Source organism: Stenotrophomonas sepilia (assembly GCF_003244875.1).
Lineage (GTDB): Bacteria > Pseudomonadota > Gammaproteobacteria > Xanthomonadales > Xanthomonadaceae > Stenotrophomonas > Stenotrophomonas sepilia.
Genome location: NZ_LXXZ01000024.1, coordinates 1 through 21,853, shown reverse-complemented (window position 1 = coordinate 21,853; position 21,853 = coordinate 1). Strand labels below are relative to the sequence as shown.

General features: G+C 67.6%; 21 protein-coding genes. 13 read left to right on the top strand and 8 right to left on the bottom strand.

Features of this window, described 5'->3' with window-relative positions; all coding sequences use genetic code 11:
* Positions 1-33: 33 nt before the first annotated feature.
* From A7X97_RS01815 to gloA2, 3 genes are read left to right on the top strand one after another with little or no spacing between them, the layout of a single operon-like run.
* Positions 34-1,974, top strand: a complete 1,941-nt coding sequence (locus tag A7X97_RS01815) for a DUF885 domain-containing protein (protein WP_088496127.1) — start codon at positions 34-36, stop codon at positions 1,972-1,974.
* Between the two features lie 16 nt (positions 1,975-1,990).
* Positions 1,991-3,061 (top strand): serine hydrolase domain-containing protein, encoded by a 1,071-nt coding sequence (locus A7X97_RS01810; RefSeq protein ID WP_088496128.1) that lies wholly within the window; start codon positions 1,991-1,993, stop codon positions 3,059-3,061.
* Positions 3,058-3,462: an SMU1112c/YaeR family gloxylase I-like metalloprotein gene (gene gloA2 / locus A7X97_RS01805; protein WP_072169114.1), complete on the top strand. Its 405-nt coding sequence runs from the start codon at positions 3,058-3,060 to the stop codon at positions 3,460-3,462. Before A7X97_RS01810 ends, gloA2 begins: the two co-directional genes overlap by 4 nt.
* Before the next feature lie 416 nt (positions 3,463-3,878).
* Here the strand turns inward: gloA2 and A7X97_RS01800 are convergent, their stop codons facing one another.
* Positions 3,879-4,607: a response regulator gene (locus A7X97_RS01800; protein WP_072169087.1), complete on the bottom strand. Its 729-nt coding sequence runs from the start codon at positions 4,605-4,607 to the stop codon at positions 3,879-3,881.
* A 127-nt stretch (positions 4,608-4,734) separates the two neighbouring features.
* On the opposite strand from A7X97_RS01800, the gene rlmD reads away from it, so the two are divergent.
* The 9 genes from rlmD to A7X97_RS01755 all read left to right on the top strand — a co-directional run bounded on the left by rlmD (position 4,735) and on the right by A7X97_RS01755 (position 12,091).
* Entirely contained in the window at positions 4,735-6,069 is a 1,335-nt protein-coding gene (gene rlmD, locus A7X97_RS01795; protein ID WP_088496755.1) for a 23S rRNA (uracil(1939)-C(5))-methyltransferase RlmD, read from the top strand.
* Positions 6,070-6,103: 34 nt separating this feature from the next.
* The gene (locus A7X97_RS01790; RefSeq protein WP_053500339.1) at positions 6,104-6,589 is read left to right on the top strand and encodes a CYTH domain-containing protein; all 486 of its coding nucleotides are present in this window, start codon (positions 6,104-6,106) and stop codon (positions 6,587-6,589) included.
* 113 nt (positions 6,590-6,702) lie between these two features.
* Positions 6,703-7,398 (top strand): DsbA family oxidoreductase, encoded by a 696-nt coding sequence (locus A7X97_RS01785; protein ID WP_088496754.1) that lies wholly within the window; start codon positions 6,703-6,705, stop codon positions 7,396-7,398.
* Positions 7,399-7,562: 164 nt separating this feature from the next.
* Positions 7,563-8,570, top strand: coding sequence for a beta-N-acetylhexosaminidase (gene nagZ, locus A7X97_RS01780; RefSeq protein ID WP_061479808.1), 1,008 nt, complete (start codon positions 7,563-7,565; stop codon positions 8,568-8,570).
* The gene (locus A7X97_RS01775; RefSeq protein WP_005418223.1) at positions 8,570-9,124 is read left to right on the top strand and encodes a hypoxanthine-guanine phosphoribosyltransferase; all 555 of its coding nucleotides are present in this window, start codon (positions 8,570-8,572) and stop codon (positions 9,122-9,124) included. The genes nagZ and A7X97_RS01775 overlap by 1 nt, the downstream gene beginning before the upstream one ends.
* Before the next feature lie 82 nt (positions 9,125-9,206).
* The gene (locus tag A7X97_RS01770; RefSeq protein WP_005418222.1) at positions 9,207-9,953 is read left to right on the top strand and encodes an S-methyl-5'-thioinosine phosphorylase; all 747 of its coding nucleotides are present in this window, start codon (positions 9,207-9,209) and stop codon (positions 9,951-9,953) included.
* An 88-nt stretch (positions 9,954-10,041) separates the two neighbouring features.
* On the top strand, positions 10,042-10,248 hold the full coding sequence (locus tag A7X97_RS01765; RefSeq protein ID WP_005410590.1) for a cold-shock protein: 207 nt from the start codon (positions 10,042-10,044) through the stop codon (positions 10,246-10,248).
* A gap of 124 nt (positions 10,249-10,372) precedes the next feature.
* The gene (locus A7X97_RS01760; RefSeq protein ID WP_088496752.1) at positions 10,373-11,641 is read left to right on the top strand and encodes an FAD-dependent oxidoreductase; all 1,269 of its coding nucleotides are present in this window, start codon (positions 10,373-10,375) and stop codon (positions 11,639-11,641) included.
* A gap of 180 nt (positions 11,642-11,821) precedes the next feature.
* Positions 11,822-12,091, top strand: a complete 270-nt coding sequence (locus tag A7X97_RS01755; protein WP_088496771.1) for a hypothetical protein — start codon at positions 11,822-11,824, stop codon at positions 12,089-12,091.
* A 1-nt stretch (position 12,092) separates the two neighbouring features.
* Here the strand turns inward: A7X97_RS01755 and pdeM are convergent, their stop codons facing one another.
* From pdeM to A7X97_RS01735, 4 genes are read right to left on the bottom strand one after another with little or no spacing between them, the layout of a single operon-like run.
* On the bottom strand, positions 12,093-12,734 hold the full coding sequence (gene pdeM / locus A7X97_RS01750; RefSeq protein ID WP_072169094.1) for a ligase-associated DNA damage response endonuclease PdeM: 642 nt from the start codon (positions 12,732-12,734) through the stop codon (positions 12,093-12,095).
* Positions 12,724-15,183, bottom strand: coding sequence for a ligase-associated DNA damage response DEXH box helicase (locus A7X97_RS01745; RefSeq protein ID WP_088496751.1), 2,460 nt, complete (start codon positions 15,181-15,183; stop codon positions 12,724-12,726). Before A7X97_RS01745 ends, pdeM begins: the two co-directional genes overlap by 11 nt.
* Complete coding sequence (locus tag A7X97_RS01740) at positions 15,180-16,787, bottom strand: ATP-dependent DNA ligase (RefSeq protein ID WP_111007544.1); 1,608 nt, start codon at positions 16,785-16,787, stop codon at positions 15,180-15,182. The genes A7X97_RS01745 and A7X97_RS01740 overlap by 4 nt, the downstream gene beginning before the upstream one ends.
* Positions 16,784-17,782, bottom strand: a complete 999-nt coding sequence (locus tag A7X97_RS01735) for a ligase-associated DNA damage response exonuclease (RefSeq protein ID WP_088496750.1) — start codon at positions 17,780-17,782, stop codon at positions 16,784-16,786. Before A7X97_RS01735 ends, A7X97_RS01740 begins: the two co-directional genes overlap by 4 nt.
* 113 nt (positions 17,783-17,895) lie before the next feature.
* On the opposite strand from A7X97_RS01735, the gene A7X97_RS01730 reads away from it, so the two are divergent.
* Positions 17,896-19,533: an acyl-CoA dehydrogenase family protein gene (locus A7X97_RS01730; RefSeq protein ID WP_111007543.1), complete on the top strand. Its 1,638-nt coding sequence runs from the start codon at positions 17,896-17,898 to the stop codon at positions 19,531-19,533.
* A 280-nt stretch (positions 19,534-19,813) separates the two neighbouring features.
* Here the strand turns inward: A7X97_RS01730 and A7X97_RS01725 are convergent, their stop codons facing one another.
* The 3 genes from A7X97_RS01725 to A7X97_RS01715 all read right to left on the bottom strand — a co-directional run.
* Positions 19,814-20,224, bottom strand: coding sequence for a hypothetical protein (locus A7X97_RS01725; RefSeq protein WP_088496748.1), 411 nt, complete (start codon positions 20,222-20,224; stop codon positions 19,814-19,816).
* A gap of 154 nt (positions 20,225-20,378) precedes the next feature.
* On the bottom strand, positions 20,379-20,720 hold the full coding sequence (locus A7X97_RS01720; protein ID WP_005418203.1) for a hypothetical protein: 342 nt from the start codon (positions 20,718-20,720) through the stop codon (positions 20,379-20,381).
* Between the two features lie 124 nt (positions 20,721-20,844).
* On the bottom strand, positions 20,845-21,853 hold a 1,009-nt coding region (locus A7X97_RS01715), incomplete at its 5' end, for a thiolase family protein (RefSeq protein ID WP_111007542.1).

Sequence of the window (21,853 nt, the reverse complement as noted above, 5' to 3'; positions counted from 1 at the left end):
AGCTCCACGGTCTGTGTTCCACGGAAGCTCCTGATGCCGCATCGCACCCGCGCCCTGGCCGCCGCCATTGCCGCGTTGTTCCTGTTCAGTGCCGTACCGTCGGCCGAAGCAGCGAAGAAAAAGGCCAGCCGCCCTGCCGCCGCGCAGACCCGCCAGGCTGCCAAGCCCAAGGCCAGGCCCGCCCGCGTCACCGCGCCGGCGCGTGGCAGCTCGGCGCGCCGCGCCGCGCCGCGCCCGGTCGCCCCGGCCCGGGCCGTACCCAAGCAGGTGCAGCTGGAGCGCCTGTACGACGAGTACTGGGATGCCTCGATGCGGTTGAACCCGCTGCAGGCCACATTCCAGGGCGAGGCCCGCTACAACGACCAGCTGCCCAACATCCTGTCCGCCGCCTGGCGCCAGCAGTCGCACGACTTCACCACGCAATGGCTGGGCAAGGTCGAGAAGCTCGGCAGTGACGGCCTGCAGGGCCAGGACCTGCTCAGCTACGAGATCTTCGTGCGCGACGCGCGCGCATCACTGGCCGCCGAGCGCTACCCGAGCTGGATGATGCCGATCAGCCAGTACTACAACATCGGCAGCATCATGGCGATCCTCGGCTCCGGTGCGGGCGCACAGCCATTCAACACCGTGCAGGACTACGACACCTGGTCACGCCGTTCGCTGGGCATTCCCGAGCTGTTCGACCAGGCCATCGACAACATGCGCCAGGGCATGAAGGCCGGCGTGGTGCAACCACGCGACCTGATGGAAAAAGTGCTGCCGCAGCTGGATGCGGTGATCAAGCCCACCGCCGAGGAAAGCATTTTCTGGTCGCCGATCCGCACCATGCCGAACACCATCCCGGCTGAGGACAAGGCGCGCATCAGCGCCGAATACAAGCGCATGATCGAGCTGCGCATCATGCCGGCCTACCGTGCCCTGCGCGGCTTCATCGCCACCGAATACCTGCCGGCCACACGCACCAGCAGCGGCCTGGGCGCATTGCCCGATGGCCAGGCCTGGTACGCCAACCTGATCGTGCAGACCACCGCCAGCGACCAGACCGCCGCACAACTGCATGCGCTGGGCGAACAGCGCGTGCAGGAACTGCAGGCGCAGATCGCCACGGTGATGAAGGACGCCAAGCTGCGCGGCTCTCCCACCAAGCTGCTGCGCAGCATGCGCAACGACCGCCAGTTCCAGTACGGCGACGCCAACGCGCTGATCAACCGCTACCGCCAGGTGCAGCAACAGGTCAGCGCACGCCTGCCGCAGGTGCTGGATACCTTGCCGCAGGCACCGCTGGAGGTCCGTGCGGTGGAACCGGAACGTGCACTGACCGCCGCCGCTGCCGCCTATCAGCCGTCGGCGGCCGGTCAACCGGGCGTGCTGTACATCAACACCCGCGACCTGCCCAGCCGAAAGCGCTGGAACGTGCCGGTGCAGTACCTGCATGAAGCGATCCCGGGCCACCACGTGCAGCTGGGCCTGCAGCAGGAGCTGGCCAAGCTGCCACGCTTCCGCCGCCTCGGTGGCGATCTCGCCTTCGTCGAAGGCTGGGGCCTGTACGCAGAAACGCTGGGCGAGGATCTGGGCATCTACACCGATCCCTACGACCGCATCGGCTACCTGTACTCGCGCCTGCTGCGCGCCGCCCGCGTGGTGGCCGACACCGGCGTGAACGCCCAGGGCTGGAGCAAGCAGCAGGCTGTCACCTACCTGCAGAAGACCGTGGACATGAGCAGCGACGATGCCAACGCCGAAGTCGAGCGGATCATGGCCCAGCCCGGCCAGGCGCTGTCGAATGTCGCCGGCCTGACCACCATCGTTGCCCTGCGCGACAAGGCCAAGGCACGCCAGGGCGCCGCCTTCGACCTGCGCCGCTTCCACGCCGAACTGCTGAAGGACGGCTCGATGCCGCTGGACGTGCTTGACCGCAAGATGGAACGCTGGATGGTTCAGCCGGCCAGCACTACGCCCACGCCTTCTCCTTGACCCCTCCGGAGCCACCATGCGCCCTGCCGTCGCCCTGTTCGCCGTCGTGCTGGGCCTGCTGCCTTCAACGGGTATCGCCGCACCGGTGCTGACGCCACCGGATGCGGGCATCGACGGGCTGATGCAGGCCTACGACGGCCAGGTACCCGGTGCTGCAGTCCTGGTGCTGCACGACGGGCAAGCGGTGTTCCGCCGTGGCTACGGCCTGGCGGTGGTGGAGGACGGCACTGCGGTCACCCCGGCCAGCAACTTCCGGCTGGCCTCGGTCAGCAAGCAGTTCACCGCTGCGGCGGTGCTGCTGCTGGTGGAGGATGGCCGGCTTGGGCTGGATCAACCCGCCCGGCAGTGGCTGCCCGAACTGCCACCGGCTGCCGCGGCCATCACGATCCGCCAGCTGCTCTCGCACACCGGCGGCCTGCTCGACTACGAAGACCTGATGGATCCGGCTGACACTCGGCAGGTGCATGACGCCGATGTGCTGACCCTGCTGTCACGCCAGGACCGGCTGAAGTTCGCGCCGGGCACGCAGTACCACTACAGCAACAGCGGCTATGCGCTGCTGGCACTGATCGTCGGCCGTGCCTCCGGCCTGGATTTCGCAGCCTTCCTGCAACAGCGCATCTTCCGCCCGCTAGGCATGGCCCACACTGTGGCCCATCAGGACGGCATGGATACCATCGCCGCACGCGCCTATGGCTACAGCTGGATCGATGGCCGCTGGCAGCGCACCGACCAGAGCGCCACCAGTGCCGTGCTCGGCGATGGCGGGATCTACTCCTCGCTGGACGACCTCGCCCGCTGGGATGCGGCGCTGTACGACGACCGCCTGCTGTCGAAGGCCTCGCGCCGCGCGATGTTCAGCCCGGCCACATCGACATCCGAACCGGATGTGCCGCACTACGGCTTCGGCTGGCGCCTGAACGGCCCGGTGCAATGGCACAGTGGCGAAAGCATCGGCTTCCGCAATGTCGTCGTGCGACACCCGGAAAAGCACCTGACCGTGATCGTGCTGACCAACCGCAACGCCCCCGAACCTTATCCGCTGGCACTGAAGATCGCCCAGCGCTGGCTGGACACCCTGCAATGAACACTGGTTCCGACGCCCTGCTGGGCATCCACCATGCGGCACTGATCTGCAGCGATTACGCGCGTTCAAAAGACTTCTACGTCCGTATCCTCGGCCTGCGCGTACTGGCCGAGAACCACCGCGCTGCGCGCGATTCCTGGAAACTGGACCTGGCCCTGCCCGACGGCGGACAGCTGGAACTGTTCTCGTTCCCCTCGCCACCGCCCCGCCCCAGCCGCCCGGAGGCCCAGGGCCTGCGCCACCTCGCGTTCCGGGTCGCTGCGCTGGAGCCGTTCATCGAACGCCTGGCCAGCCACGGCGTGGACTGCGAACCGATCCGCGTGGACGAATACACCGGCCGCCGCTTCACCTTCTTCGCCGACCCCGACGGCCTGCCGCTGGAACTGTACGAAGTCGGTTGACGGCCCTGGGGTCAGATCCCTTTTCCGACGGAAAGGGGATCTGACCCCATCGCCGCCGCCGGAAACGTCATCCACGCGTGGATCTACCTGTCGACCAAGGTCGACACCTACCAACAGCCGAAGGAATTTGTCAGAGGTGGGGCGGTGTGGGTGGGCAGGACCGTTGGCGCCATGGATGGCGCATCGAGCCCCCAAGGGTGAGGGCGCTTTGCTTGCGAAGCACTGCTTCGCAAGCGCCCGAACGCCCAGCCGCCAGCGGCTGGGCCGGACCGCGGAGCGGAGTTTACGGCGTGTCCTGCCCACCCACACCGGCCCGCCCAACAAGCAAAGGCCAGAGCCGCTCTGGCTCTGGCCTTTGCTGTTGCCTTGGTTTGAAGCCTCGGCAGTTGCAGGGGCGCAGCCCTGCCGAGCAACCCTCAGTGCAGCAGGGCAGCCACCGCGTCGCGGAACCCCGCCTGGGCCTGCCCGGAATCGGGCGCATGATGCAGCTGGCGCACCGCCCGTCCCAACCGTGCCGCCCCCACGAAGCCACAGCTGGCCTGCAATCGGTGCAACTGGCTGCGCAACTGGCGCTCGTCGTGCTGGTCGACCGCCTGCTCGACCGCGTCGCGCACGCCCGGCAACTCGGCCAGGAACAGTTCGCGCAGTGCGATCAGGTGGTTGCGCTGGCCATTGAGCGCTGCCAGGGCTGCGGTCTCGTCCCAGTCCTGTACGGCCAGTTCGACCGCGGCCGGGGCCTGTGCCACGAAGATCCCCGCCGGGCTGTTGACCAGCGCTCGGCGCACGGCCTTCAGCAGCTGGTCGCGGCCCAGTGGCTTGACCAGCGTGTCGCTGAAACCAGCTTCGCGCAGGCGGGCGTGAATGGAGGCATCGCCGTCGGCGGTATGTGCCAGCGCCGGCGTGTCGGGATGTGAACGGCGCAACTCACGCAACAGCTGCGCGCCATTGCCGTCCGGCAGGTTGACGTCGATCAGCCACAGGTCATGCGAGCCGGGCTCGGCACTGGCCAGGGCACTGGCCAGCGAATCTGCGGTGTCCACATCCGCCGGTAACGTTTCCAACGCCGCCTTGAAAAAACCGCGGCTGATGATGTCGTCCTCGACAAGCAGGAAGCGGGGCCGTGCGGCCCGCGGGGTCATCTGCATCAGGGCTGCCTCCATGTCAGCTGTCCCAATCATCATGCACGACGGCCACGGGCGCAAGCGGGTCCGGGCCCCATCGGTCAGGATCTGCGACAATACGCCCCCATTTTTGCCCGCAGCCTGTTGCCACGTGGCCCGATCCCGCTCCCGCACCGACCGTACCCCGTTCCAGACCGAGATCCTCGACCTCAGCCATGATGGTCGCGGTGTCGCCCGCCGTGAAGGCGAGGGCGGCAAGGTTACCTTCGTCAGCGGCGCCCTGCCCGGTGAGGTGGTGATGGCCGAACAGACAGCCCGCAGCCGCCATTTCGACGAGGCGCGCACGCTGGAGGTGCTGCAGGCCTCGCCGCAGCGGGTGACCCCCAAGTGCCCCCATTTCGGCACCTGTGCCGGCTGCGTACTGCAGCACCTGGACGAGGCCCAGCAGATCGTCGCCAAGCAGCGCGTGCTGATGGACAACCTGGAGCGGATCGGCCATGTGAAGCCGGGCACCGTGCTGCCGCCGCTGGTCGGCGAGAGCTGGGGTTACCGCCGCAAGGGCCGCTTCTCGGTGCGCCGGGTCGAGAAGAAGGACAAGACCCTGGTCGGCTTCCGTGAACAGGATCCGCGTTTCGTCGCCGACCTCAGCCAATGCCTGACGGTGATTCCGGAAATCGGCACCCAGGTCGAGGCGCTGTCCACCTTCATTGAAACGCTCGATGGCAAGCGCGACATCCCGCAGATCGAGTTCATCGCCGGTGACCAGGCGGTGGTGCTGACCGTGCGCCACCTGCAACCGCTCAGCGATGCGGACCGCGCGGCCTGGGCTGCCTTCGGCCAGCAGCATGGGTTCGTGATCTACCTGCAGTCCGGCGGCGTGGACACCGTGCAGCCGCTGGACGGGCAGGGCGTGCCGCTGTCGTTCCGGCTGGCGCCGTGGGATGTCGAGCTGGCGTTCCGCCCGTTGGATTTCATCCAGGTCAACGCCAAGCTCAACGAGAAGATGATCGCCCACGCCCTGGACCTGCTGCAGCCGGGTAAGGACGAGCGCGTGCTGGACCTGTTCTGCGGCCTGGGCAACTTCACCCTGCCGTTGGCCCGCCGTGTGCGTGAAGTGGTGGGTGTGGAAGGCGATGCCGGCCTCGTCGCGCGTGCGCGTGAGAACGCCGAGCGCAACGGCCTGGCGAACGCGCAGTTCTTCAGCGCCGACCTGACCCAGGACCAGCGCAGCACGGCGTGGATGCGCCAGGGCTTCGACAAGCTGCTGCTGGATCCGCCGCGCTCGGGCGCGATCGAAGTGCTGCAGCAGCTGCCGCTGAAGCAGTTCAAGCGCATCGTCTACGTCAGCTGCCACCCGGGCTCGCTGGCGCGCGATGCCGGCTATCTGGTCAACGAACAGGGCTTTACCCTGGTCAGCGCCGGTGCCATGGACATGTTCCCGCACACCGCGCACGTGGAAAGCATCGCGGTATTCGAAAAGCGCTGAGCAGCTGTCATCACCCGTGGCGCATAATTGCGCCATGGGCATCGAAATCGAACGCAAATTCCTGGTCAGCAGCGATGGCTGGCGCACCGCCGCGCATCGGGTGATCCCGATGGCGCAGGGCTACATCAACGACATGGGCGCGCTCGACCGCGGCACCCAGAACGCCTCGGTGCGCGTGCGCATCGAAGGCGACCACGCCGCGCTGAACCTGAAGTCGCGCACCCTCGGCCACACCCGGCAGGAGTTCGACTACCCGATCCCCGTGGAGGACGCGCGCGCACTGCTGGCGCTGTGTGTCGGCGGCCTGATCGACAAGCGCCGCCATCTGGTCGAACACGCCGGCCTGACCTGGGAAGTGGACGAGTTCCTCGGTGACAACGCCGGCCTGGTGGTGGCCGAAGTCGAGCTGGAAAGCGCGGACCAGGCCATCGACCTGCCGGACTGGGTCGGCGCCGAAGTGACCGATGACGCCCGCTACTACAACGTTGCCCTGGCCAGCCGCCCGTATTCACAGTGGTGAGCCCCCAAAAAGGGGACGGAGGGGATTAAGTCGGCTTTACCCCGCCTGTGCGGAAAGCGACTTAATCCCCTCCGTCCCCTTTTATCGAGGAAGGCGGTCCCCATGTCGTTCGGATGAGAATCGACATCTACTCCGACGTGGTCTGCCCCTCGTGCTGGATCGGCAAGCATCGTTTCCAGCAGGGCGTGCAGTTGCTGGGCCCGAACGCGCCTGACCTCGATATCCACTGGCAGCCGTTCCAGCTGGACCCGGATGCGGACGACACCCCGGTGCCGCTGCGCGAGGCCTATGCGCGCAAGTTCGGGGGCGTCGAGCGCACCGAGCAGATCCTCGGCCAGACCCAGACCACCGCACGCGCGGAGGGGCTGCCGATGGATTTCAACCAGGGCCAGGTGCGGGTGACCACGCTGCCGGCGCATCGGGTGTTGTGGCTGGCCGGCCAGCATGGCGTGCAGGATGCGGTGGGTGAATCGCTGTTCCGCGCCCACTTCGAGCATGGCCAGAACCTGGCTGACAACGCTGTACTGGTGAAGGCCGGCGTGGCGGGCGGCCTGGACGGTGGCGAAATCGCGCAGATGCTGGCCTCCGACCGCGGGCTGGCCGAGGTCGAAGCCAAGCTGGCGCAGGCCCATGCACTGGGCATTTCTTCGGTGCCGACCTTCGTCATCGATGGGAAGTGGGCGATTTCCGGGGCCCAACCACCCGAGGCGTTCGCCCAGGCCCTGCAGCAGATCGCGGCCGAACAGGGCGCCCCGGCCACCCCGGCTGACGGCGACGAGGCCTGCGGCCCGGACGGCTGCAAGGTCTGACCGGCTCCTCAAAAGGGGACGGAGGGGATTAAGACGTATCCAGCCTCTTGGGGCCGATTGCGCCTTAATCCCCTCCGTCCCCTTTTTCTGACCACTGCGCCTGTCGGCCGGTTCTGCGACAATGCGGCACTGCGCCATGCGGGCGCGCGTTGTGGAGATCGACCATGCTGCTGATCGGCGTTGCCGGCACCGAACTGACCGCCCAGGAACGTGACTGGCTGCAGCACGACGCCGTGGCCGGAGTGGTGCTGTTCAAGCGCAACTTCGCCTCGCGCCAGCAGGTGACCGATCTGAGCGCGGCCATCCGTGCCGCTGCCCCGCGCCCGCAGCTGATCTGCGTGGACCAGGAGGGCGGCCGCGTACAGCGCTTCCGCGAGGGTTACAGCGATCTTCCGCCGCTGCAGGACATTGGTGCCTTGTACGCCACCGACCCGCAGCAGGCCCTGGCGCTGGCCGAGCAGCATGCCTGGCTGATGGCCAGTGAAGTCCGCGCCAGCGGCCTGGATCTCAGCTTCGCCCCGGTGGTCGACCTTGGCCGCGGCAACCGCGCCATCGGCAACCGCGCCTTCAGTGAAGACCCGCAGGTCGTGGCCGCGTTCACCGCAGCCTATGTGCGCGGCATGCACGCGGTCGGCATGGCCGCCACGCTCAAGCATTTCCCTGGCCACGGCACCGTGCTGGAAGACACCCACGTGGATACCGCGATCGATCCACGCGCGCTGGACGAACTGCGCGCGCAGGACCTGGTGCCGTTCCAGGCCGGCATCGCCGCCGGTGCCGATGCGGTGATGATGGCGCACGTGATCTATCCGCAGGTGGCACCGGAGCCCGCCGGCTATTCCCCACGCTGGATCCAGGACATCCTGCGCGGCGAACTCGGCTTCCGCGGCGTGGTGTTCTCCGATGACATCGGCATGGCCGCCTCGCACAGCGCCGGCGGCGTGCCGGCGCGCGTGCACGCGCACCTGGACGCCGGTTGCGACGTGGTGCTGGTCTGCCATCCGGAACTGGTCGATGAAGCCCTGCATGCGGTGCAGGGACGCTCCCTCAATACTGCTGCGCTGCTGGGCCTGCTCGGCCGCGGCGCGCTCGGCTGGGACGGCCTGCTGGCCGATGCCCGCCATGGCGACACCCAATCCCGTCTGCTTGAAACCCTTGGAAGAACCGTCTGATGCCCAACCTCACCATTTCCCAGGCCCTGGCCCAGGCTGACCTGCTGGTCGACCGCCCCACCATCGACAAGGCCATCGCTGCTATCGCCGACGCCATCGCGCGCGATTACAAGGGCGAGGTGCCGTTGTTCCTGTCGATCATGCATGGTGCGCTGCCGTTCGCCGGCCAGCTGGCGCTGGAACTGGGCGCGCGCGGCCAGGACGTGCAGTTCGATTACCTGCACGCCACCCGCTACCGCGGCGAAACCACCGGCGGTGACCTGGTCTGGAAGCACAAGCCGGCCACCTCGCTGTTCGGCCGCCGCGTGCTGCTGGTCGACGACATCCTCGACGAGGGCTACACCCTGCAGGGCGTTCGCACCTGGTGCCTGGAGCAGGGCGCGACCGATGTGCGCATCGCTGCGATGACCGTGAAGAAGCACGACCGTGCGCTGCCTGACGTGACCGCCGATTACGCGGGCATCGAGCTGCCGGACCGCTATGTGTTCGGCTTCGGCATGGACGTCAACGAGACCCTGCGCTGCGTGCCGGCCATCTACGCGATGAAGGAATAACGGCGCAGCCGCCCGCGGCGCGTCTTCTTCTGCCGCCGGCATCCTCGGGTGCCGGCGTTCGTCTTTTCATGGAGTGCTTCGAATGCAACAGATCGCCCTGGCCGTGATCGGCGGTACCGGTGTCTACAACCTGGCCAAGCTTGACGACGTGCAGACCCACGAGGTCGACACCCGCTTCGGCCGCCCATCGGGCCCGGTGCGCGTGGGCACGCTGCTCGGCCATCGCGTGGCGTTCCTGGCGCGGCATGGCGAGGGGCATTCGCTGCCGCCGCACAAGATCAACTACCGAGCCAATTTGGCTGCGCTGCAGCAGCTGGGCGCGCAGCGGGTGCTGGCATTGAACACGGTGGGTGGCATCACCGAGAACTTCGGTCCGCGCGTGCTCGCCTGCCCGGACCAGATCATCGACTACACCTGGGGCCGCATCAGCACGATCTGTGAAGAAGAAGGCTCCGACGTGGTCCACGTCGATTTCGGCCATCCGTACACGCCGATGCTGCGCAGCAAGATCCTGGCGGCAGCCAAAGTGACCGGTGTCACGGTCCATGACGGTGGCTGCTATGGCGCAACGCAGGGCCCGCGCCTGGAAACGATCGCCGAAATCGCCCGCATGCGCCGCGACGGTTGCGATCTGGTGGGCATGACCGGCATGCCGGAAGCCGCACTGGCGCGGGAGCTGGGGCTGGATTATGCCTGCCTGGCGATCATCGCCAACTGGGCCGCCGGCTGCGGTGATGGCGAGGAGATTACGATGGCCGAAGTGCTGGCCAATGTGCAGGCGGCCAGCAACGGACTTCCGGAACTGGTGGGCGAATTGGCGCGGGGGTGATTGTCTTCCCCGAGCAAGCTTTGCATACTCAGCTTGTGCGCGGGTTCAGCGTACACCACCCATTCATTGCATAAGGTCTCGCATCACCATGCCGAACGGTACCGTCAAGTGGTTCAACGACGCCAAGGGATTTGGCTTCATCTCGCCGGAGGATGGCAGCGCCGACGTGTTCGCGCACTTCTCCGCCATCAACTCCAAGGGCTTCCGCAGCCTGCAGGAAGGCCAGCGTGTCACCTATGACGTGACCCAGGGCCCGAAGGGCGCCCAGGCTTCGAACATCACGCCGGCCGAGTGATCCACTCGACAGTGCGTTGAAAACCCCGCTCCGGCGGGGTTTTTTTTGCGCTGCGACAAGAATTGCGCTGCCGTGGGCGGGGCCCCGCTGGGCATCCGGATTTGCGCTCGGGCACAATGCGCCCATGAAGGAACGACTGCGCATCGCCGTGATCGGCTACGGCACCGCTGGACAGGCATTGTCCATCCTGCTCTCCCGTGATGGCCACGAGGTGGAGATCTTCGAACGTGTGCCCACGCCGGGACCGGTTGGCGCCGGTTTCCTGCTGCAGCCCAGCGGCCTGCAGGTGCTGTGGCAGATGGGCCTGCTTGACGCCGTGCGCGCGCATGCCGCGCCGGTGCATCGCCTGTACGGCGATACGCCGTGCGAACGCGCAGTGATGGACATGCGCTACGCCGGCCTGGACGCGCGCCTGCACGGCCTTGGCATGCAGCGCGGCGCCCTGTTCTCGTTGCTGGATGATGCGCGTGCTGGTGCGGGCCAGCTGCATGCCGGCGTCAGCATCGCTGCAGTGGATGCCGAGCACGGCCGCCTGCGTGACAGCGAAGGGCGCCTGCACGGTGCGTTCGACCTGGTGGTGGCCGCCGATGGTGCGGCCTCGACGCTGCGCGGCACGATCAAAGACGGTAACGGACTGGATCGCGTGTATCCGTGGGGTGCGCTGTGGTGCCTGTTGCCGGCCGAAGACTGGCCACACCTGCAGGAGCTGCGGCAGCGCTACGTGGCCGCTCGCAAGATGATCGGGCTGTTGCCGGTCGGTACGCGGCCCGGTGATGACACGCCGCGCCTGAGCTTTTTCTGGAGCCTGCCACGCGCCGATTTCGAACGTTGGCAGGCCGACGGCATGATGCCCTGGCTGGACGAACTGCATGCGCTGTGGCCGCAGGCCAGTGCACGCTTCGCGCATCTGCGTGACGCCGGCCAGCTGGCACGGGCCGTCTACCGCGACGCGGTGATGACGCGCTGGCATCACGGCCGCATGGTGCTGGCCGGCGATGCCGCGCATGCGATGAGCCCACAGCTGGGCCAGGGCGTGAACATGGCGCTGCTCGATGCGCTGGCGCTGCGCGATGCCTTGCGCGCGCATGGTGGCGGTGCCGCGGCATTGCAGGCCTACCAGGCGCAGCGCAGGGCACACGTTGCGGTCTACCAGCGCTGGAGCCGTTGGCTGACGCCGCTGTTCCAGTCCGATCGCGATGCCTGGGCCAAAGCGCGCGACGTGCTGCTCGGCCCGATGGGGCGCCTGCCGGGTGGACGTGGTCACATGCTGCGTGTGCTCAGCGGTACCCAGCATGGCTGGTTCGGTTCGCTCGCGCTGGATCCTGCTTTCGTCGACGCGCTGGCCACTGCGGCGCAGGTGCCTCGCATCAACGCGATCACAGCCACTGCGTGAAACGCATCGTCACGTGAATTAACGGTTGCCTCACTGCGCATATGCGAGAAGTAGGTTGCACGCGATTACGCGTCGCCCGTTTTCCTTTCCGTGATCAACATCGCGCGTGGCCCGGGAGGCGCTGCCGTCGCGGCCTGTTGCGGCCCGGATGTGCCGCCTGTTGTCGAAGAGGAGGATGCCATGTTGTTCGCGGTCGAGGAGCTGGAATCGGAAATCTGCAAGCTGCGCGGTCTGTTGCAGATGCTGCACGAGGACCAGCCCGACGTACTGGAGGACGTGTTCGAGTTTCATGTCGGCAGCCTGATCAGTCATGCGTCGCCGGAGCACCACACGCGCATCCGCGCCTGCGCGCAGGAGATGCTGGCGGCGATCCAGGCCTTGCCGCGGCGACGGGAAGAGGACACGCCTGAGTTCCAGCTGATGCCGCAGCTGGATATCCGTCCGGCCTGATTCAAGCCAGGGGCAGTGCCACCAGGCCGTTGTCCACGCAGGCGACCATCTGTTCGCCGGCAGCGGGAACAGGAACGATTCCGGCGGTGAACGCGGAGAAGGCCGGCAGGAGTGTCATCCTGTCACGCAGCCAGAATGCGGGGAAGCGCCGCCGCAACGGAGGCAAAGCGATCTGTGGATGCAGATGCCCGGCGATCACATGCAGCTCCGCATCGGGCACCGGCTCATGCCGAAGCAGGAACGGTGGCAACCGTACTTCGTCGTGGATCTGCACCTGCAGCTCGGCACGCGGCAGCTGCCGGTCATGATTTCCGCGCAGGACATGCACGTCCAGTGCGGCATTGCGTTCGCGCCATCCCAGCCATTGCTGGTACCACGCAGCACGATGCGCCGGGCCGTGCAGGATGTCGCCCAGGATCCACACCTCGCGGCAGGCACGCGCGTCCAGCAGCCCCTGCAGGCGTTGCAGGTCCTTGCCGGTACCGCCGCCGGGCAGCGCGATGCCTGCGCGGCGGAAGACATCGGCCTTGCCCAGGTGCAGGTCGGCGAGCAGCAGTGCCTGCCGCGCGGGCCAGTACAGTGCACGCGCGCCAAGCAGCACCAGCGGCTCGCCTGCGCGCAGCAGCGGCAGTTCATCGGCCATGCCGACGCTCCAGCTGCTGGGCCACGCGTTGCACCCGGGTACGCCAGTCTTCGTTGCTGAACTGCCCGCGCAGGCGTTCGGCCCACAGCGGGAAACCCAACGGCGTCAGTGACGCCGGGCGCTGCACCGAGAGGGTCTGCATCCGAATCCTGGCCAGTACCTGTTGCAGCCCCGGCATGTCGAGGCTGTCATTCAGCACTTCCTGTTCCGCCAGCGCCAGCAGCAGGTGATCCGGGTCGTGCTCGCGCAGTACGTCGTAGAGCAGTCCCGCGGACGCCTGCAGCTGGCGCAGTGCCCGTGGCATGCCACCGGGCAGGCTGGGGATCAGCAGGCCGGCGACGCGTGCGATGCCGCGGAACTGGCGACGCGCCAGCTCGCCCAGGTTCACCGCAGCACGCAGGTCATCCAGCAGCTGACCGGTGGCGAACAGCGCCCGCCATTGCGCCGCGTCCAGATCGATGGCCTGTGCCGGTGCCAGCACCAGGCCGTGATCGTTCACCGCATAGCCGATGCTGTTGCGCTGCCGGCGGGTACAGCGCAGCGCGAGCAGGGCGGCCAGCGCCTCATGCACGTGGCGGCCGGCAAAGGGATAGACGAACAGGAACTGGCCTTCGCGACGCCGCACCTCTTCCACCAGCAGGTGGTCCGGGCCGGGAAGCGCCGACAACTGTTGCTGCAGTGCCAGCAAGGGCGACAGCCAGCGTGATTCGGCGCTGTCGTCAGCACCGGACAGTACCCACTCCAGCTCGCGTCCGAGTGGCATCGACAGCGGCAACTGGCCTCCCTGCCAGCGTGGCACGACACCGTCTCCGCGCCCTCGTGCCAACCGCACGAAGGCGGTCATGTCGCGCAGCTGCACCAGCTCCAGCAGGCGCCCGGCGAACTGGAAGCGGTCGCCACGGCGCAGGCGGCTGGCGAACTGCTCCTCCACGGCGCCCAGGCCGCCGCCGCGCAGGAACTGCACGCGCACGCTGCCATCGCTGCTGATGGTGCCGATCGACAGCCGATGACGCAGCGCCTGGCGGCGGTCGTGCATGCGGTACCACCCATCGGCATCTCGCACGACCTTGTGGAAATCGGGGTACTGGGCCAACGCCTGCCCGCCCTGCACAATGAACGTGAGCACGGCCTGCCACTGGTCGTCGCCGAGCGACGCGAAGGCATGGGTACGCCGGACCTGTGCCAGCAGCGCAGTGCTGTCGAAGCCGCCCGCCAGTGCGCGGCTGACCGCGTGCTGGGCCAGCACATCCAGCGACAGCGTCGGCGGCCTGCGCGCTTCGACCACACCTTCAGCCAAGGCACGGCGCACCGCAGCGTACTCGGCCAGTTCCAGCGCATGGCTGGGCACGCACAGGATGGCGCCGCTGGCACCCGGGCGGTGGCGTGCGCGTCCGGCGCGCTGGCGCAGGCGCGCCACGCCCTTCGGGCTGCCCAGCTGCAGGACCTGCTCAACCTCGGGGAAGTCGACGCCCAGGTCGAGGCTGGAGGTGGCAACCACGCAGCGCAGCGCACCCGCGCGCAGGCCGTCCTCCACCTGCTGGCGCAGTGCCGGATCCAGCGAGCCGTGGTGCAGTGCAAGCGTGTCCGGTTCTTCCGGCCAGACCGCCGCCAGCGCCTGATGCCACAGTTCCGCCTGTGCACGGGTGTTGGTGAACAGCAGGCTGCTGCGTGCCTGCATCAGCGCCTCCAGCACGCGTGGCAGCTGTGCCAGGCCCAGATGCCCCGCCCATGGGAAGCGCTCGCCGGGGTCTGGCAGCAGGCTGCGCACGCTCAGTGGGCGCGGCCGTACGCCCTGCACGATCGGTGCTTCCGGTCGCCCGGGCAGCAGCACGTCGCGCGCCTCGTGCAGATTGCCCAGGGTGGCTGACAGTCCCCACAGCTGCAATGCCGGCGTGGCATCGCGCAACACCGCCAGGTTCAACTGCAGCAGGACGCCGCGCTTGTTTCCCAGCAGTTCGTGCCATTCGTCCACCACCACGCAGCGCAGCCGCTGCATGCGCGGCAGCGTATCTGGATAGCTCAGCAGCAGCGCCAGTGATTCCGGCGTCGTCACCAGTACGTCGATGCGGCCTTCGCGCGCCTGGCGCCGCTCTCGGTTGCTGGCGTCACCACTGCGCAGGCCGACACGCCAACCCAGCCCCAGCCCATCGACCACGGTCTGCAGCGCGCGTGCAGTGTCGCTGGCCAAGGCGCGCAAGGGGGTCACCCACAGCACCTGCAGCGGGCGTACCGCGCTGGCGCGGCGGGGGGAGGTCGGCGGGTTGATCATGGCCTGCAGCAGCGGCCCTCCGAACATCGCCAGTGTCTTGCCACTGCCTGTGGGTGTGTGCAGCAGTCCGGATTCGCCGGCGAGATAGTGACGCCACATCGCGCGCTGGAACGGCAGTGAGCGCCAGCCTCTGGACGCGAACCAGTCTTCAAGCCGGCGCAGTGCCTGGCTGCGGTTCATCGTGCCAACGCCTGCAGCGTGGCCAACTGATCGGCTTCGCTGGCGGGCTTGTCGTGGCGCCAGCGCAGGATGCGCGGAAAGCGCACGGCGATGCCCGACTTGTGCCGGCTGCTGCGGTTGACCGCCTCGAAGCCCAGCTCGAAGACGTGTTCGGCGCGAACGCTGCGCACCGGGCCGAAGCGCTCGCGGGTGTTGGCGCGGATCCAGCGATCGAGCGCGAGGATTTCCTTGTCATCCAGGCCCGAATAGGCCTTGGCCACCGGCACCAGCGTGTCGCCGTCCCAGACGCCGAAAGTGTAGTCGGTGTACAGCGTGCTGCGCCGCCCATGGCCGGCCTGCGCGTACAGGAGCACCGCATCGATGGTGAGCGGATCGACCTTCCATTTCCACCAGTCACCACGGCGGCGTCCGGCCTGGTAGGGCGAGGCATGCCGCTTCAGCATCAGCCCTTCCACGCCGCGTTCGCGTGCCACGTCGCGCATTGCCGCCGCCTGAAGCCAGTCGTCGGCGTCAACGCCGGGTGAGAGCTGGATCCCTGCATCGTTCAGTGCACCGACGACCTCGGCGAGACGCGCGCGCCGCTGCTGCAGCGGACGTTCGCGCAGGTCCACGCCATCGAGTTCAAGCAGGTCATAGGCGAGCACCCGCACTGGCGTGTTGCGCAGGGTGGCCGCACCGGGCTTTCGGCGCTGGATACGCGTCTGCAGCGCGGTGAAGGCACGCGGCAGGTCCGCGGCTTCGTCCCAGGCCAGCAGCTCGCCGTCCAGCACGCAGCCATCGGGAAGCGCCATCGCCGCCTGTTCGATCTCGGGGAAGCGGCCATCCAGCCGCTCTTCGCCGCGTGACCACAAGGCGACCTCGCCGCGCCGGCGCAGCAGCTGCAGGCGGATGCCATCCCACTTCCATTCCAGCAGCCAGTCATCGATCGCGCCGAGTCGTTCGGCAGGGTTGCCCTCCAGTGGCGAGGCGAGGAAGAACGGGTAGGGCTGCTGCCGGTCCAGCGGCAGCTCATCCGGCGACAGCAGCTGGGCCAGCAGCCCGGGCGAGGGCACCCACTCGCCCAGCATGCGCTGGGCGATGCGTGCGATGTCCAGGCCGGACCATTCGGCCAGCGCCTGCTGCACCAGTCGTTGCGAGACGCCAACGCGCAGGGCGCCGGTCAGCAGCTTGTTGAACACCAGGCGTTCGCTGCTGCACAGCTGCTGCCAGCCGGCCACGACTGCCGCACGGCGCATCGCCTCGGGTTGGTTGGCCACCGCCAGCAGGTGCTGTTCGATCCATTCGGCCAGGGGCCGGTCAGGCGAGGGGTTCGGTGGGTCGTCCAGCAGCAGGGTCAGCGTTTCGGCCAGGTCACCCACCTGCGCATAGCTGTCCTCCACCAGCCACGGTGGCAACCCTGATTCCTCGGCAATCCAGGCGCGCAGTTCGCCACTGGCGGCGATCTTCCTGCGCGCGCCGCCCACCTTGCCACCACTGAGCAGGTACAGCGCCCACGCCGCATCGTGCGCGCCTGCCTGGCCGAAGTAATCGACCAGTGCCGCTCGCTTGTCCAGCGTGGCAGTGCTGCGGTCCAGGCGTTGGTAGAGTGCTGCGAAGGCCTTCATTCCTCGCTCCCGAAATCGGTACGGAAGGCTTCGGCAGCCACGCCGCGCTCGCGCAGGAACGGAATCAACGCATCGGTATTGCCATGGGTGGCGATCACCCGCTGCGCGCCGGTCTGTTCGATCGTCTGCAGCAGTGCGGGCCAATCGGCGTGGTCGGAAATGACGAAGCCACGATCAACGTTGCGGCGGCGGCGGTTGCCGCGCAGTTGCATCCAGCCCGAGGCGAAGCCCAGCTGGTGACGGCCGAAGCGGCGCATCCAGGGCGTGCCCGCAGCCGAGGGCGGGGCGAGGATCAACTGGCCGGCGGCATCGGGCTGGCGGCCCTGTTCGGCCACGGTGAGCGTCTCCAGCATCGGTACGCCGGCCTGCCGGTACACCGCCACGCCATTGGCGATGGCGCCATGCAGCCAGGCCGGCCGATCGTCCAGCGGCCGCAGCTCGGCCAGCACCCGTTGTGCCTTGCCGAGTGCATAGCACAGCAGGATCGCAGCCTCGCCGCGTTGTTCGCATTCGCGGCGCCACGCCACGATTTCGGCAGCGACGGCCGGCGTGTCCGGCCAGCGGTAGATCGGCAGGGCGAAGGTGGCTTCGGTGATGAAGGTATCGCAGGGCACCACTTCGAACGGCGCACAGGTTGGGTCAGGCTGCCGCTTGTAGTCGCCGGAGGCGACCCAGACCTGCCGCCCGTCGTCGACGCGCACCTGCGAAGATCCCAGGACGTGACCGGCTGGATGCAGCGATACCTGTACCCGGCCCAGGCGGAACGGCACGCCCTCGACGTGCGCCTGCACCGGCACATCGCCCAGGCGCCAGCGCAGGATCGGCAGGCTGCCTTCGCTGCAGTGGTACTCGCCCATGCCCGGGCGGGCGTGATCGCCGTGGCCATGGGTGATGACCGCGCGCGCTACCGGTCGCCAGGGATCAATGTGGAAATCGCCGGCGGCGCAGTACAGCCCTTCCGGGCGCAACACCACCAGATCGTCGTTGGCTGCCATGCGGTCACTGTGGCCTGCCGCTCGTGCACAGGGTGAGAACCGGCCTGAACACGGGCTTGGCAAGTCATGCGGCACAATCGGACCGCATACCTCTTGCCGCCAGGATGGACCGGATGAGTGGACCGAGCTTCAGCAGCGACGCGCCCTACGAGACCCATGTTGTGTTGAACCAGCCGCCACCGTTCGCGGGGCGCCAGTTGTGGACTGACGACGTGGCGCTGATGGAAGCTGTGCAGCGCGAAGGCGCTGGCAGCTTCGCGCCACGCCTGGCGGTCTATGGCGCGCTGGCCGGCGACGAGCTGTACCGGCTCGGCTTTGATGCCAACCGCGACCGCCCACGCCTGCGCACGCATGATGCGCAGGGTCATCGCATCGATACGGTGGAGTTCCACCCGGCCTATCACCAGTTGATGGAAACGGCGAAATCGCACGGTGTCGCCGGCTTGTCCTGGCACGAACCGCAACCCGGCGCGCACGTCGCGCGTGCGGTGTTGAGCTACCTGCACCACCAGGCCGAGGCCGGCACCAGTTGCCCTTTGACGATGACCCATGCAGCAGTAGCGGTGCTGCACGCGCAGTCGCATCTGGCCGAGTGGGCACGCAAGGCCGCAGCGCCGGTCTATGACCCGCGCGACGTGCCGGTGGCTGACAAGGCCGGCATCACCCTGGGCATGGGCATGACCGAGAAGCAGGGCGGCTCGGATGAGCGCGCCAACAGCACGCGCGCCGAACCGATCGATGGTGAGCGCTATCGCCTTGTCGGCCACAAGTGGTTCTTTTCCGCACCGATGTGCGATGGCTTCCTGGTGCTGGCGCAGGCGCCGGGAGGACTGACCTGCCTGCTGATGCCGCGCCGGCTGGCCGACGGTGACCGCAACGCGTTCCGCCTGATGCGATTGAAGGACAAGCTCGGCGATTGGGCCAATGCCTCCAGCGAAGTCGAGTTCTGCGGCGCGCAGGCATGGCGGGTGGGCGAGGAGGGGCGTGGCGTGGCCACCATCATCGGCATGGTGATGATGACCCGCCTGGATTGCATGCTGGGCGCAGCGGCGGAAATGCGCATGGCGTTGGCGCAGGCGTTGCACCACGCACGCCATCGCCGCACCTTCGGCAAGCTGCTGGTCGAGCACCCGTTGATGACCAATGTGCTGGCCGACCTGGCACTGGAATCGGAAGCGGCCACGGTACTTTCGATGCGCATCGCACGCGCGGTGGATCGCGCAGGCGTGGATGCCAACGAGGCCGCGCTGGCGCGACTGGGAACGGCACTGGGCAAGTACTGGCTGTGCAAGCGCGCACCGGCCTTCGTCAACGAAGCGCAGGAATGCCTCGGCGGCGCAGGCTATGTGGAGGAATCGATGCTGCCGCGGCTGTACCGGCAGGCGCCGTTGAATTCGATCTGGGAAGGCAGTGGCAACATCCAGTGCCTGGACGTACTGCGCGCGCTGGCACGTGAACCGGAGGCACTGGCGGCGCTGCGCGCCGAGCTGGCAGCGGTGGCCGATCGTGATGCGCGCTACGCAGCGGCATTGCAGCGTTGGGCAGCGGCACCGGCACCGGATGAGTCGCAGGCGAGGCTTTTCTGCGAGCGCACTGCGCTGCTGCTGCAGGCAGCGTTGATGTTGCGGGCGGGCAGTCCAATGGCTGAAGCGTTCGTGCGCAGCCGGCTGGAAGGGCAGCATGGGCTGGTGTTCGGGACGCTGCCGGCGGGTGTGGATCTGTCGGCAATGCTGGCGCGCGCGCTGCCGTAGGGCGGCCAACGGCGAAGCCCCTCGTGGTGGGCGCTGATACTGATGGGTGGGCCGCGCGGGTAGGTCGCGCAGGGGACGCCGTGAATACGTTCTTGTAGGCTCGGGCGCGCCATCCATGGCGCTTACGCCCCTGCGCAACCTACCCGCGCGTCCTTGGACACTTTCCGTACGCGTCCAGCACGGAATCAACAGAAAGAGCAGAGAGCGAAAAGCAGAAAAGCCGCGGCAGTGCCGCGGCTTTTCCTGTGGCGCCGAGCCGATGCCCGGCTGCCGGTACGCCTTAGTGCTTGGCTTCTTCCCTGGCGGCGTTGGCCTTGGCGTCATTGGCGACATCACGGGCCTTGTCAGCAACCTTCTGTGCGGCGTCCGCAGTGGCGTCGCTGGCATGTGCAGCGGCGTCGGTGGCCGCAACCTTGGCCTTGTCTGCGGCGTTTGCGGTGGCGTCTGCGGCCTTGTCCAGTGCCTGTTGGGTATCGGCGGCGGCCTGCTCGGAAGCGGCAGCGGTCTTGTCGGCAGCGTTGCGGGTGGCTTCGGCGGCCCTGTCCACGGCGTCACGGGCGGCAGCGCCGGCGCTGTCGGCGGCCTGCTGCGCGTCCTGCTTGGCCTGTTCGGCTTCCGGACCCTTGCAGGCGGCCAGGGCCAGCAGCAGGGAGGCGGCCAGCAGCGTGGTGGTGATCGGGCGAATCTTCATGGCGGTCTCCGGTACTGCAATGGATGGGGACGCCAGCCTATTCATGCCGTTGTGAAGACGGGGTCGCGATCCGAGGCGCGCGCAGGCAGCAGGCCAAAGAAAAAGCCGCTGGCGAACCAGCGGCTTTTCCAGAACAGCCTGAAGAAAGAAGTTATTACTTCTTGGCTTCTTCAGCAGCGTCCTTGGCCTGCTCAGCGGTAGCTTCGGCAGCCTTGGCAGCGTCCTTGGCTTCGCCAGCAGCAGCGTCGGTCGCGGCAGCAGCGGTGTTGGCAGCAGCGTCGGTCGCAGCGTCAGCAGCGGTGGCGGCGGTGTTGGCAGCCTGCTGGGCAGCGTCGGCGGTCTGGGCGCCGGCAGCGGCGGCCTGGTCGGCAGCAGCCTGGGCTTCGGTGGCGGCTTCGTTGGCCGAAGCAGCGGCGTCCTGGGCAGCTTCCTGCTTCGAGCAGGCGGCCAGGGCCAGAGCCAGGGACATCGCGACCAGCAGCTTGTTGATGCTCATTGTGTAAATCCTCGTCGTTAGAATTAGGCAACGCGCATGCTGCGCGCCGACAACATGATGACAAGCCAAGATTGGGTGTCAAGCGATCCCGCATTCATTTTTGCGAAATCGTCGTTAAATCTTTTTAAATCAATTCGATGGCGATGGCTGTTGCTTCACCGCCACCGATGCACAGGGTGGCAATGCCGCGCTTGCCACCGCGCGTGCGCAGGGCGTTGACCAAGGTCACCACCAGGCGTGCACCGGAGGCACCGATGGGATGGCCCAGTGCGCAGGCCCCGCCATTCACGTTGAGCTTGTCGTGCGGGATGCCCAGTTCACGCATCGGTGCCATCGCCACCACGGCGAAGGCCTCATTGATTTCGAACAGGTCGATCTGGTCCAGCGACCATCCGGTCTTGGCCAGCAGCGTGCGGATCGCGCCGATCGGGGCGGTGGTGAACCACTCCGGTTCCTGCGAATGGGTGGCGTGGCCGACGATGCGCGCCAGCGGGGTAATGCCACGTGCGTTGGCGTCTTCCTCGGTCAGCAGGACCACCGCAGCGGCGCCGTCGGAGATGCTGGAGGAGCTGGCGGCGGTGACGCTGCCGTCTTTCTTGAAGGCCGGGCGCAGGGTCGGGATCTTGGCGATGTCGGAGCGGCCGGGTTGCTCGTCGGTGGCGACCTCGACCTCACCCTTGCGGGTGGCGACCTTCACCGCGACGATCTCGTCGGCGAATGCCCCATTGGCCTGTGCGGCCTGTGCGCGCTTGACCGATTCGATCGCATAGGCGTCCTGTTCCTCGCGGCTGAACTGGTACTTGTCCACGGCGCATTCGGCGAATTCACCCATGGCCTTGCCGTCGTAGGCGTTGACCAGGCCGTCGTGGGCCATGTGGTCGATCGCCTGGAAGTTGCCGAAGCGGTTGCCGGTACGCGAGTTGGGCAGCAGGTGCGGGGCGTTGGACATCGATTCCATGCCACCGGCAACCACGATGCTGGCCGAACCGGCCTTGATCAGGTCATGGCCGAGCATGATGGTCTTCATGCCCGAGCCGCACACCTTGTTGAGGGTGGTGGCACCGGTCGACAGCGGAATGCCGGCGGCGATCGCCGCCGGCATTCCGCTGTCGACCGGTGCCACCACCCTCAAC